Below are 12686 nucleotides of genomic sequence, written 5' to 3' on the forward strand. Positions count from 1 at the left end.
CGAACTCGCCGCAAGGTGGAATTTTCGGCCCCAAAATCAACGGATCAGGACATGCGAATAAGCCTTTTCGCCGTGGGACGGCTAAAGACCGGACCGGAGAAGGAACTTGCGTCCCGATATCTCGACCGCTTCGCCAAGGCTGGCCCAGCGGTGGGTCTGGAATTGTCGAAACAGATCGAGATCCAGGAAAGCCGGGCGGCGAATGCCGATACCCGCAAGCGCGAGGAAGCCGGCGCGCTCGAAAAGGTGCTTCCCGAAGGCGCGGTTCTCATTCTTCTCGACGAACGCGGCAAGGCACTCGACAGCGAGGCTTTTGCGGCCACGATCGGCCGATATCGCGACAGCGGCAAACGCGATCTGATGCTGGCGATCGGCGGCGCCGACGGGCTCGATCCGGACTTGCGCGAACGGGCCGACATGGTGCTCAACCTCGGCTCGATGACATGGCCTCATCAACTGGTCCGCATTCTGATCGCCGAGCAGCTCTACCGCGCCGTCACCATTCTTTCGGGCCATCCCTATCACAGGGCTTAAACGGTCGTTTACCTTCAAACACGATGTTGTTTGTGGCCTCGCCGGGCAAATCAGCTTAGGCTTTCTCGATCCGGCGAATAGCGGAGCGGGAATGCGGACAACCAGGATCACATCGTACCGGCGCGCGCTGCTTCTGGCGGCGGGTCTCGGTCTCGCGCTGGTTCCGCCCCTCCAGGTCTCCAATACCGCCCGCGCCCAGAACGCGGCCTCGCCGACGGCGCCCCAGGCGGCACCGGCCACGGCCGTCGACCCCACGGCCGATCTGCAGCGCCGCCGCAACGAAACCCGCGGCGAACTGGAAGTTCTGACCAAGAGCATGAAGATTTCGGGCGACAGGGCTGCCGCCATCGAAAAGACCATCGCCGATATCAGGAAGAACACCGCCGATGTCCGCCAGGCGCTGATCGATTCTGCGGCACGCCGCAAGAGCCTGGAAACCAAGATTCTCGACAGCGGAAAGAAGATCACCGAACTGAAGCTCAAGGAGGACGGTATCCGCACCTCCCTGCGCGGCCGCCGCGCGGTGCTGGCCGAAGTGCTCGCAGCCCTCCAGCGCATGGGCCGCAATCCTCCTCCGGCACTCCTGGTGACGCCGGATGATGCGCTCGCCTCCGTTCGCAGCGCAATCCTCCTCGGCGCCGTCGTTCCCGGCATGCGCCACGAGGCGGACAAGCTCGTTGCCGACCTTCAGTCCCTGGCTTCTCTCCAGGCCTTGGCGATGACCGAGAAGACCACCGTTTCCACCACCATTGCCGCGAGCCTCGAAGAGGACCGGCGCATGGCCCTGCTGCTTGCAGAAAACGAAAAGTTGAACAAGCGCAACACGGCCGATCTCGACGCTGAGCGCCGCCGCTCCGAGGAGCTCGCCGGCCGCGCCACAACGCTCGAGAACCTCATCCAGTCGTTCGAAGGCGAGATCGCCTCGGTGCGCGAGGCGATCGACCAGGCACGCGCCGAGGAAGAACGGCAGCGCATGATGTCGGACGCCGAGCGCGAAAGGGCAAAGCAGCTTGCCCAAAGCGGCGTGCCTGACAAAAACCGCATTGCGCCCGCATACGCGTTTTCAAGCCTCAAGCAGAAGCTGGAGCTTCCGGTCGCCGGAGATGTATTGCGGTGGTTCGGCGACGCCGACGGGACAGGGCACACGGCGAGAGGCATGACTGTTGCTTCGAACGCGGGTGCGGTGGTGACGGCGCCGGCTGACGGCCTGGTGGTTTTCGCCGGAGCCTTCCGGAGTTACGGACAGATGATCATCCTCAATGCCGGAGATGGATACCATCTGGTTCTGACCGGCATGGACGTTGTGAATGCGCGGCAGGGCAAGTTCGTTTTCGCAGGTGAACCCATTGCCGTGATGGGTGAGAAAAGAGTGGCAAGCGCAACCGCATTGGCGCTGGAAACAGATCGTCCAACGCTTTACATTGAATTCCGAAAAGATGGCACACCGCTCGATTCCAAGCCGTGGTGGACCTCGAAAGAAACTGGAAGGGCACGAAATGATTCGTAGGGCTTCTCTTGTCATCGTCGGTGCACTCTTGGGTGCGACCGCGATGAGCGTGATTTATTCGGCCGGTGTGCCGGCGCAGGCCGCCGGCCCTTCGACCTACCGGGAATTGTCGATCTTCGGTGACGTGTTCGAACGGGTCCGCGCCCAGTATGTGACGCCGCCGGATGAGGAAAAGCTGGTCGAGAACGCCATCAACGGCATGCTGACCTCGCTCGACCCCCATTCGAGCTTCATGAATGCCAAGGATGCCGAAGACATGCGCACGCAGACGCGTGGCGAGTTTGGCGGCCTCGGCATCGAGGTGACGATGGAGAACGAACTCGTCAAGGTCATCGCGCCGATCGACGATACGCCCGCTTCCAAGGCCGGCATTCTGGCAGGCGACTTCATCTCCGAGATCGATGGCGCGCCGGTGCGCGGCCTGAAGCTCGAAGAAGCCGTCGAGAAGATGCGCGGCGGCATCAACACCCCCATCAAGCTGACGATCATCCGTCAGGGCGCTGACAAGCCGCTCGACATCACCGTTGTACGCGACATCATCGCGGTCCGCGCCGTGAAGTCCCGTGTCGAAGGCGGCGATGTCGGTTATGTCCGCGTCATCTCGTTCACCGAGAAGACCTATGACGACCTCGAGAAGGCGATCAAGAAGATCAAGGCGGACGTCCCGGCTGACAAGCTGAAGGGCTACGTGCTCGACCTGCGCCTCAACCCGGGCGGTCTGCTCGATCAGGCGATCAACGTTTCCGACGCTTTCCTGGAACGTGGCGAAGTGGTTTCGACCCGCGGCCGCAATGCCGACGAGACCCGCCGTTTCAACGCCGGCCCCGGCGATCTGACCGACGGCAAGCCGGTCATCGTGCTTGTCAACGGCGGCTCGGCTTCCGCTTCGGAAATCGTCGCCGGTGCGCTCCAGGATCTGCGCCGTGCCACGGTTCTCGGCACGCGCTCCTTCGGCAAGGGTTCGGTTCAGACGATCATCCCGCTCGGCGATGCCGGCGCGCTGCGTCTGACCACCGCGCTCTATTACACGCCGTCGGGCAAGTCGATCCAGGGCACCGGCATCCAGCCGGATATCAAGGTCGATCAGCCGCTGCCGGCGGAACTGCAGGGCAAGATCCGGGCTGAGGGCGAATCCAGCCTGCGCGGCCACATCCAGGGTGCAGCCGAGACCGACGAGGGTTCCGGTTCCGCAGCCTACGTGCCGCCGGAAGCCAAGGACGACATCCAGCTCAACTATGCACTCGACCTTTTCCGCGGCGCCAAGAAGGACCCGTCCTTCCCGCCAAGCCCGGATAAGGCGGCGGCAGCCACGATCAAGAAGTAAAGACATCATCGGGCCGGCCAGCGTGACGCGTCGAAAACGTCTCGCTGGCCGGTTCTTCGTATCTGCAGAAGAAACGCGGAACAGACCTTGGGCACCGATCTCCATGCACCGCTCGGACAGAACCGGCCGGCCGCTCGGCGACGGAACCGAAGGTTTTCTCTCGCAATCGTTTTCGCGATGCTGGCGGTTGCTGGTGTCCTGGGGCTTTCGCTCTACGCCATGCGCGGCGATGATGCCCTGAAGCAAACCGCTTCCAACCTTCCGGCCGCTTCCAAGCCGGAACCGACCCAGCCTTCCGCCAAACCCGATCCGAACGCGGCGCCGCAGCCATCCGCCGGCATGCCTCGTTCCGATCCCGGTTCCGGCGCCAATATCGAGCGGACGCTCACCGATGACGGGTCGGTGGTGACCAAATACACCCCCCGCCCGCGCGACGGCAGTGGAGCGGTGATGATCGGCACCCAGCGGATCGGCCAGGACCCCCGCATGGCTGCCCAGCCCAACGACGCGCTTCTGGAAGATTCGCCCCATGGCCGGCTGCCTGTTGTCGGACCTGGCGGGCAGCGCCCGATGGATCAATATGCGCGCCCCTGGTCGGGCGCGCGCGGAACCCGCATCGCGATCGTCGTCGGCGGTCTTGGCCTCAGCCAGACGGGCACCCAGCGGGCGATCCGCGACCTGCCGCCGACAGTGACGCTCGCCTTTGCCGTCAGCGGCAACAGCCTGCAGCGCTGGATGCAGGAAGCCCGCCGCGCCGGCCACGAAATCCTGATCCAGGTGCCATTTGAACCGTTCGATTACCCGGCAAACGATCCCGGCCCCGGGACGCTGCTGACCAAGATGTCAGCGAAGGATAATCTTGGCCGCCTTCACCGGGCGATGGGCGAAATTACCAACTATACCGGCGTCATGAACTATCTCGGCGGCCGCTATCTCTCGGATGCCGGCGCGTTGGAGCCGGTCCTGCGCGATATTTCCAAGCGGGGACTGCTTTTCCTCGACGACGGGACATCCGCGCAGTCGAAGACGGCGATCGTTGCCAAGACGATCGAACTGCCCCATGCCTTTGGCGATCTGACTCTTGACGGGCAGCTGCAGAAGGACGCCATCCTCAAGAAGCTCGACGAACTGGAGCGCATTGCCGGCCGCAAGGGCACGGCGATCGGCATCGCCTCGGCTTTCGACGAGAGCATCGATGCGATAAGGCAATGGAGCGAGGAAGCCTCGCAGCGCGGTATCGAGATTGTAGGCGTCTCGTCGCTCGCGAGCGAAAGCGTCGGACCGTAATCGATCGGAGTTATCCATGAGCAAGAAAGACAAACGTTCGGTCGTCGCCGAGGAGCTTCCCTATCGCCCCTGCGTCGGCATCATGGTTCTGAACCACGCAGGCCTCGTCTGGGCCGGCCGACGCATCAGCCAGGGCAACAGCGAATATGACGGCTCGCCGCAGCTCTGGCAGATGCCGCAGGGCGGCATCGACAAGGGGGAGGACCCGCTTCCCGCCGCCTATCGCGAGCTTTACGAGGAAACAGGGATGCGCTCCGTCACCCTGCTTGCCGAGGCGCAGGATTGGATCAATTACGATCTGCCCGCACATCTGATCGGCATCGGGCTGAAAGGGAAATATCGCGGCCAGACCCAGCGCTGGTTCGCCTTCCGCTTCGACGGCGACGAAAGCGAGATTGCCATCAACCCACCGCCTGGCGGACATGCGCCGGAGTTCGATGCCTGGGAATGGAAGCCGATGGCAGAGCTTCCCGGTCTGATCGTGCCCTTCAAGCGCGCCGTCTACGATCGGGTCGTCGCGGAGTTCACCCATCTGGCCAAGGTGGCGACCGAACGGCTCTGACTACCGGGGCAGCTGCCATCTCAAACAGTTTCATGGCGAAATGAAAAACCCGGCGAAGCGGATGCTTCGCCGGGTTTGTATGTTCAGGTACAGCCGATTATTCGGCGGAGTCGGCAGATTCTGCGTTGAGGAGGCCGTAACGCTCCTCGCCGATCTTTGCCAGCAGATCGAGTTGGGTTTCGAGGAAGTCGATATGGCCTTCCTCATCCATCAGAAGCTCTTCGAAGAGCTTCATCGAGACGTAGTCGCCGGCCGCGTGACAGATATCGCGGGAAGCCTTGTAGGCCGTGCGGGCATCATATTCCCCGGCAAGATCGGCCTCCAGGACTTCCTTGACGTTCTGGCCGATGCGCAGCGGGGCAAGCGTCTGCAGGTTGGGGTGGCCTTCGAGAAAGATGATGCGATCGATGAGACGATCGGCATGATGCATTTCTTCGATCGATTCCGCCCGCTCTTTTTTCGCGAGCTTCTTGAAGCCCCAATCGTCCAGCAGGCGATAATGCAGCCAATACTGATTGACTGCGCCTAGCTCGAGAAAAAGTGCCTCGTTAAGCCGCTCGATGACCTTTGAGTCGCCTTTCAATGTCCGCTCTCCTGTTTTCCTCATGGAATTGTCTCAAGCGGGACATATATACGACCACCTCGTCTTCCGTCGAGTGGTGCGCGGCGTGATATTCCTCGGTTGTGCGGATGATCAGGTCGACAACGCTCGGGAAGCAGCCGCAGCAGCGGCCGCGTTTCGCCATGGCGTGATAGACCTTTGACGGTACGATGAGCTGCCAACAGTCGTCGTCAAGGAGCTGCGTGATGACGTCCTTGATTTCCCTGTCGGTGATGTAATTGCAACTGCAAACCAGCATTCTCGGTCGACCTGCCAAACATGACCTGTATCATCTTCTTTTTGCGAAAGCGGACAGGAGATGTCAAGAAAGAATCGACATATATGAGTCACTTCTTAAGGGAGGCTGCCATGCCCACGGCTTCTTCCTTTGTATCATTACATCGGTAATTAGTGGAAATTGCGGCCTTTCGGCATGACGCTCCCTGGTCCGGCTTCGTAGGAATCGCGAGGCACCGCCCCCTTTGCACTCCCCCTGCCTGCCTCCTCCATTCCATTCGAACGCCTCTTCTGCCGGTGGTCGCTGTTCGATTGCAGCGCCTCATCCGAGCGGGCCGATACGCCGAGCCGCTTTGCCTCCTTCTGCAGCAGACCCAGCATCGGGGTAATATCCTCGATATGCTCGACCACGGTATGGATGACGCCGCTCTGGCTTTGCAGTCTCCCCCGGATCTTCACCAGCCGCGCGCCCATCACGACCGGCCGGTAACGTTCGAAAATCTTCGACCAGACGATCGCATTGGCAACGCCGGTCTCGTCTTCCAGCGTCATGAAAATGACGCCCTTGGCCGAACCCGGCCGCTGCCGGACGAGAACGATCCCGCCGATCGTCACCCTCTGTCCGTTCGGGACAGTCAAGAGATCGACGCTCCGGGTAATCCCCATCGCCTTGAATTCCTCCCGCAGGAAAGAGACCGGATGCGCCTTCAGCGAAAGCGAGAGATAACGGTAATCCTCGACCACCTGTTCCCCGGGCAGCATTTCCGGAAGCGTCACTCTCGCCTCGAGCCTCAAATCCGTGCGATCGGCCACCTCGAACAGAGGCAGTTTCTCGGCAGCCCTCCTGGCATCGAGCCCCCTGACCGCCCAGAGCGCCTCACGACGATTGAGCCCTACGGAGTTGAAGGCATCGGCATCCGCGAGCCGCTCGATATCCGACTTGTCGAGGCCGGACCGCTGCCAGAGATCATGGATCGAGGTATAGCCCTCTCCGCGGTTGGCGATGAGCTTCTCGACCATGTCTTTTTCGGCAAGGCCTTTGACCTGGCGAAACCCAAGCCGCACGGCCCGTCGGGTCTTGATGACGTCCCGCATGGATCCATGGCGCTTATCGATCGCATTCCTGTCAAAGGCAGCCGCTTCCAAAGTGCAATCCCAATCCGAGCTATTGATATCGACGGGAAGAATTTTGACGCCATGTTCCCGCGCATCGCGAACGAGCTGCGCTGGCGCATAAAAGCCCATTGGCTGGGAATTCAACATCGCCGTACAGAAGACATCCGGGTAATAGGCCTTGACCCAGGAAGAGGCGTAGACAAGCAAAGCGAATGAAGCCGCATGGCTTTCCGGAAACCCGTATTCGGCAAAACCCTCGATCTGACTGAAGCAGCTTTCTGCAAATTCCTTGGAATAACGCTCGTTTTTCAGCATACCCGCAACAAAATCGTTCTTAAATTCCTCCACTCTTCCCGATCGCTTGAACGTTGCCATCGATCGACGGAGCTTGTCCGCTTTTTCAGGAGAAAAACCGGCTGCAGTTATTGCAATCTGCATTGCCTGCTCTTGAAAGAGAGGGACGCCTAGCGTGCGTTCAAGGACCTTTTCCAATTCCGGACTGGGATATTCGATCGGCTGTTTGTTCCGTTGGGCTTCGCGCCGTTTTAGATACGGATGGACCATGTTTCCCTGGATGGGACCAGGTCTGACAATCGCCACTTCGACAACAAGGTCATAAAACTTTTCGGGTCTCAGCCTTGGCAACATGCTCATCTGCGCCCGGCTCTCGATCTGGAAAACTCCGATCGTGTCCGCACGGCAGATCATGTCGTAAACAGCCTTCTCGGGCCGCTGCTGCAATCCGGCCAATGTCTCATTGACCTGATAATGCCGCCGCATCAGATCGAACGCTTTTTTGAGGCAGGTCAGCATGCCGAGCGCCAGCACGTCGATCTTCAGGAGCTTCAGGGTGTCGAGATCATCCTTGTCCCATTCGATCATGTAACGGCCCGGCATGGCTGTTTTCATGATCGGCACTATTTCGTCAAGCCGGTCGCGCGTGATCAGGAAACCGCCGACATGCTGGGTGAGATGGCGCGGGAAACCCATAAGTTCCTGCGCATGCGAAAGAACCTGTTTTGTCACAAAGTTGGCAGTGTCGAGACCCGCGGCTTTTGCGTCTCTTTCCGACGTGCCTTCATCCGACCAACCCCACACCGTGCTCGAAAGTGCCGCCTGTACATCCTCGGAGAGCCCAAAAGCCTTGGCAACCTCACGGCCGGCCATTCGGGTCCGATAACTCGTAACCGCCGCCGTCAGGCCGGCATGGCGAAAGCCATAATGCTGATAAATGTACTGGATCACCTCCTCGCGCCGCGCATGTTCAAAATCGACATCGATATCCGGCGGTTCGTTTCGTTCGGTCGAAATGAACCGTTCAAAGAGCAGTGTCGTGGATGTCGGATCGACTTCGGTAATACCGAGACAATAACAGACGCTGGAATTGGCCGCTGAGCCACGCCCCTGGCAGAGGATCTTCAACTCATAGCGGGCATGCCAGACGATGTGGCGAACCGTCAGAAAATAAGGCTCGTATTGCATCTCCTTAATGAGATTGAGCTCATACCTGATCTGCTCGGAAACCTTCTCGGGGATCTTATCCGGATAACGCCACCTGGCGCCCTCCCAGGTAAGACGCTCCAAGATTTCCGATACGGTTTCACCCGGAACGCTCTCATCCGGGTAATTATGGCTAAGCTCATCAAGAGAAAAACGCAGGCGGCTGAAAAAGCTTCGCGCGTTCGAAATCGCATCCGGATAAGCATGAAAAAGCCGGGTCATTTCGGCGGCCTGCTTGATATACCTCTCTCCGTTCGGGGCCAAGCGAAAGCCCGCTTCCTGAACCGTTACATGTTCACGAATGGCGGTCACGACGTCTGAAAGCGATCGCCGTTCAGGAAGATGGAAAAGCGGCAGGTTCGTTGCAATCAACGGCAGACGGTTTTGGAAAGCCATCCGAGAAAATATCGCAAAGATAAGTCTATCCCGCCCGTCATAGGTCGGCGACAGGGCGAAATAGATATTTCTGCCGAATTTTTCTCGATAGTCCTTCAGCTTTTTATTCAGGTCAACCAGATACCGGGCATCTGCAGCACGCGAAAAATCCGGAACGACGGCGAGCATCATTTCTTCTTTGCACCATTCAAGAAGATCCCATTCCTCAAGGATGCAGGAACCCTTCTCCGTCCTGAGGTTTCCGCGACTCAGGAGACGACAGAGATTCGCCCAGCCTTTACGATTCAGGGGATAGACCAGCACGTCCGGCGTATCATCGGCGAAGACGAGCCGTGCCCCCGGATAAAAGGCGCAAGGTTCGATCGCCTCTTCTTCGTCTTCTTTCCTGCCTTCCTTCTTCTGACGCTCGTAGGTCTCCTTCATATTCCGGACCTGACTATGGGCGCGTACTACGCCGGCAACCGTATTCCGATCGGCAATCCCAAGCCCGGAGAGGCCAAGCACACTCGCGGTAACAACCATTTCCTCCGGCCTTGCCGTGCCCTCCAGGAAGGAGAAGTTCGTCTTGGCACCGATCTCGAAAAAAGCCGGGACGCTCGTCATGCGAAAATCCCGTGCACCCGCCAGGTCGGTGCAGCCTTGCCGGCAACGTAATGACCTGCGCGGAAAATCCAGAAGCGGCGGCCCGCTTCACTTTCCAGCTGGAAATAGTCCCGCTCTTCAGCATCCTCCTCGTCATGCCACCATTCGGGCGAAATCCGCTCCGGCCCTTCGGCGCGGATGACTTCATGGACGATACGGCGCCAACGGAAACGCCGGGGAGGCCCATCCGGCACCGTTGCCGCAAAGGCTTCCACGAGTTCCGGGTGACGGAAGAGCCGTAAAGGTCGGTCGCTTCTCGGCACGAAGGCGAAAAGCTCCTCGGTCTTTTCTCGGACGATCCGTGCCGCGATCGCCGGCACAAATATTTCCGCGCGCTCCGGCATATGGCTTTGTTTGGGATCGGCGATCTGCAGACAGTCGGCCCCGAGCCGGGCCGAGACCCGGTCGATAAAATCGGCAAGTGAGATTTCGCTGTCACCATTGCCGGTGAAATCGCCCTGCGAAATCCTGAAGACATCGTATTGCAGCACGTTGAGACGCAGGAGCTCGAAACCGAAGCCGGCGTCGAGATCGTCATGCACCGCGTTCAGGCGCTCGGAAAACAACGAGGAGATCCGTTTCGGATCCTGCAACGGCTGCGAGGCGCCGGCCGCGATGCGAAACACCCGGCCATCGACCCGGAAAAGCACCAGTTCGAAAACCCGCCCCCCGACACCGCGAGCCTCCAGTTCCGATTTCAACGAAATCGCAATCTGGCCGGTGAGCTGGAGAATATGCTCTTCCGCCTGGATCGGCTCGGGAAGCCTCCGCTCGGCGGAAAGGGCAGCCACCGGACGGCGAGGCGAGATGGCTTCCTCATTGTGCCCGAGCGCCTGATCCAGCCGAAGCAACAGGTGCATGCCGAAACGGCGAGCCAACGGCGCACGCGGCATGGGCAGAAGGTCGCCGATCCTTTTCAGCCCGAGCTTGTAAAGCGATGCGACGGTGGCCTCATCGATGCGCAGAGCGTTGACCGGCAAAGGCGCCAGCACCTCCTCCGTCACCTGATCGGTGATCACGCCGCCGCGGCCGAAGCGGCAGGCCGCCCATGAGAGGCCCGGCGACGAGGAGATCGCTCCTTTGACATCGAAGCCCATCTGCAGAAGCCGGCCAAGAATATCCTTCAGCAGGACTTCCTCGCCGCCGAAGAGGTGGGCACAGCCGGTGATGTCGAGAAACAGGCCTTCGCGGCCGTCCAGCGCCACCAGCGGGGTATAACGATCGCACCAATCGGCGATCGCCTCGAGAAGGCCCTGGTCCGCAGCGTCATCTTCGTCCACCACGTCGATCTTCGGAAACATGGCCCGCGCTTCCGCCAGCCCCTGCCCGCGCTTCAGCCCAAGACGTTCGGAAACCTCGTCGAGCGCTGTGAGCCGCATGGCGTTTTCGCGCCGGCCGGCACAGAGGATCGGCGGATGATGCTCAGGACGCCCTTTCCAACGCCATGACAGTCCCCAGAGCCGGCGCGCGATCCTGTCGGTCGGCAGATGCGGGAAGACGAGCGCCAGGATGCGCTGGCGGGTTGCGGAAAGAAAAAGCCTCTCCTGTGTCTTGGCCAAGGGAAAATTGACGGTCATGGGGGTTCCACTCCAGAAGTAGGGACAGAGGAGCCGGGTTACGACTCTTCTCCAGGGTCAGCCTGAAAACGGGATGACCGATGCTGCCGCCAAGCACGGATCCATCCGGAAGATGCCGGTGAGCCGCCGGCGCCGGTTCGACAAGAAAGCGGAACGAGGCGCTGCTCGCCTCCTCCTCTCCCGCATGCCGCAACAAAAAGAGTGGCCGCGCCGCCGCCTTTGCCCTCAGACCCAGCCTGCGACTTTCGGTGAGCCCGAAATGCTTGGGATTTCCCCGGATTTCGAGAATGACGGCGACAAGAGCCCCGCTCGCCAATGCGGTCTCGGCAAGCCACAGGGCATCGTCCAACTTGCATGGCGAGGCGTAAAGAATATCCCGGCGGCTCAATCCGAACTGTTTGAGACCGATGGAATAAGGAATTCCGGCCTCCTGCATGGAGACGACATCACAGATCCAGAGAAGCGGCGCCTCGCTCGGCTGTCTCGCCTTGAGGTGAGACGCCAGCGAGAGAGCAAGGCCGCTTGCTGCCCCGGCATCCCCCATCAAACGGGAACGGATTTCCGTGATGCCGTCGAGCGGCAGGCCACCTTCCAAGGCGGTATCCATCGGCGGTACGCCGAATGGCAGACGGGGTGGGTTGTTCTTGGATTTCCTGCCCTCCGGATCGGCAGCCGAGTCCGCCTGTTCCGCCGCGGCAAGCGCCGGCAGAGATTTTCCCTCCAATCTGGCGATCTGTTCGCGCAGGGCAAAAAGCGTCTCCTGCGCCGTGGCGTGCTCGGCCATGGCGTCAGCTCCATCTGTACATGTTCTCTTTATGTTCTTATGGATTCCAGAGCTGCCCGAAAGAGTCAACAACCAAATCCTGGGAATCTTTTCCTTGGATCCTAGGCCGATGATTCTTCACTCGAAAAATATCGCGGGAGGTACTATATGGGCCTGATCAGAAGGAGAGCCTATGGCCCGCATCGACCAGACCGACGATTGGCAGGATCGCCACGCGCCGACGATCAGCACATTCGAGTCGTTGGCGATCGAAGCCTATGGTCATTTACCGGAGGAATTCCGGGCTCTCACCGTCAACCTGACGATCGAGATCGAGGATTTTCCGGACGACGACGTTTTCGAGGATATGGCACTCGAGACGCCTTTCGACCTGCTCGGCCTTTTCGAAGGCCGCGGCATTTCCGAGCGGTTCAACATGGAAACGGGCGAATTGCCGAACCGCATCCGGCTTTATCGCCGGCCGATCCTGGACTACTGGGCGGAAAACGAGGAAACCCTGGGCGATATCATCACCCATGTGCTAATCCACGAGATCGGCCACCATTTCGGCCTCAGCGACGACGACATGGAGCGCATCGAGGCCAGCGCCGACGAAGCTGCACAGCGCTGATCCCCTGAC

10 protein-coding genes and 1 pseudogene are annotated in these 12686 nt (G+C 60.2%); 6 read left to right on the forward strand and 5 right to left on the reverse strand.

The annotated features are described in order from the left end of the window. Window positions 1–51 precede the first annotated feature (51 nt). From rlmH to C5J26_RS26075, 5 genes are all read left to right on the forward strand, one after another. Entirely contained in the window at window positions 52–534 is a 483-nt protein-coding gene (rlmH, locus tag C5J26_RS26055) for a 23S rRNA (pseudouridine(1915)-N(3))-methyltransferase RlmH (protein WP_105404414.1), read from the forward strand. Window positions 535–625: 91 nt separating this feature from the next. Next, a complete protein-coding gene (locus tag C5J26_RS26060; protein WP_105404415.1) occupies window positions 626–2041 on the forward strand; it encodes a murein hydrolase activator EnvC in 1416 nt (471 codons plus the stop codon). After that, entirely contained in the window at window positions 2031–3365 is a 1335-nt protein-coding gene (locus C5J26_RS26065) for a S41 family peptidase (RefSeq protein WP_046636735.1), read from the forward strand. The genes C5J26_RS26060 and C5J26_RS26065 overlap by 11 nt, the downstream gene beginning before the upstream one ends. Window positions 3366–3452: 87 nt before the next feature. Then, window positions 3453–4652, forward strand: a complete 1200-nt coding sequence (locus C5J26_RS26070; RefSeq protein ID WP_105404416.1) for a divergent polysaccharide deacetylase family protein — start codon at window positions 3453–3455, stop codon at window positions 4650–4652. A 16-nt stretch (window positions 4653–4668) separates the two neighbouring features. Further along, window positions 4669–5214, forward strand: a complete 546-nt coding sequence (locus C5J26_RS26075) for an RNA pyrophosphohydrolase (protein ID WP_105404417.1) — start codon at window positions 4669–4671, stop codon at window positions 5212–5214. 97 nt (window positions 5215–5311) lie between these two features. Here the strand turns inward: C5J26_RS26075 and bfr are convergent, their stop codons facing one another. The 5 genes and pseudogenes from bfr to C5J26_RS26100 form a co-directional block, all read right to left on the reverse strand. Further along, entirely contained in the window at window positions 5312–5797 is a 486-nt protein-coding gene (gene bfr, locus C5J26_RS26080) for a bacterioferritin (protein ID WP_007764418.1), read from the reverse strand. After that, a pseudogene (locus C5J26_RS33720) lies at window positions 5763–6166 on the reverse strand (bacterioferritin-associated ferredoxin). The gene bfr and the pseudogene C5J26_RS33720 overlap by 35 nt, the downstream one beginning before the upstream one ends. Before the next feature lie 57 nt (window positions 6167–6223). Then, window positions 6224–9667, reverse strand: coding sequence for an error-prone DNA polymerase (locus C5J26_RS26090; RefSeq protein WP_105404420.1), 3444 nt, complete (start codon window positions 9665–9667; stop codon window positions 6224–6226). After that, on the reverse strand, window positions 9664–11217 hold the full coding sequence (locus C5J26_RS26095; protein ID WP_371681952.1) for a DNA polymerase Y family protein: 1554 nt from the start codon (window positions 11215–11217) through the stop codon (window positions 9664–9666). The genes C5J26_RS26090 and C5J26_RS26095 overlap by 4 nt, the downstream gene beginning before the upstream one ends. After that, window positions 11129–12067 carry an ImuA family protein gene (locus tag C5J26_RS26100; RefSeq protein WP_105404422.1) on the reverse strand — a complete coding sequence of 313 codons (939 nt, stop codon included), beginning with the start codon at window positions 12065–12067 and terminating at the stop codon, window positions 11129–11131. The genes C5J26_RS26095 and C5J26_RS26100 overlap by 89 nt, the downstream gene beginning before the upstream one ends. 172 nt (window positions 12068–12239) lie before the next feature. Between C5J26_RS26100 and C5J26_RS26105 the strand changes: the two genes are divergently transcribed. Further along, the gene (locus C5J26_RS26105; RefSeq protein ID WP_038547261.1) at window positions 12240–12677 is read left to right on the forward strand and encodes a metallopeptidase family protein; all 438 of its coding nucleotides are present in this window, start codon (window positions 12240–12242) and stop codon (window positions 12675–12677) included. The last annotated feature ends 9 nt before the right edge of the window (window positions 12678–12686 follow it).

It is taken from the genome of Neorhizobium sp. T7_12, from assembly GCF_002968535.1.
Lineage (GTDB): Bacteria > Pseudomonadota > Alphaproteobacteria > Rhizobiales > Rhizobiaceae > Neorhizobium > Neorhizobium tomejilense.

Coding starts and splice junctions, on each gene's coding strand:
- rlmH (WP_105404414.1), top strand. CDS start 52: ATGCGAATAAGCCTTTTCGCCGTGGGACGGCTAAAGACCGGACCGGAG.
- C5J26_RS26060 (WP_105404415.1), top strand. CDS start 626: ATGCGGACAACCAGGATCACATCGTACCGGCGCGCGCTGCTTCTGGCG.
- C5J26_RS26065 (WP_046636735.1), top strand. CDS start 2,031: ATGATTCGTAGGGCTTCTCTTGTCATCGTCGGTGCACTCTTGGGTGCG.
- C5J26_RS26075 (WP_105404417.1), top strand. CDS start 4,669: ATGAGCAAGAAAGACAAACGTTCGGTCGTCGCCGAGGAGCTTCCCTAT.
- C5J26_RS26090 (WP_105404420.1), bottom strand. CDS start 9,667: ATGACGAGCGTCCCGGCTTTTTTCGAGATCGGTGCCAAGACGAACTTC.
- C5J26_RS26100 (WP_105404422.1), bottom strand. CDS start 12,067: ATGGCCGAGCACGCCACGGCGCAGGAGACGCTTTTTGCCCTGCGCGAA.
- C5J26_RS26105 (WP_038547261.1), top strand. CDS start 12,240: ATGGCCCGCATCGACCAGACCGACGATTGGCAGGATCGCCACGCGCCG.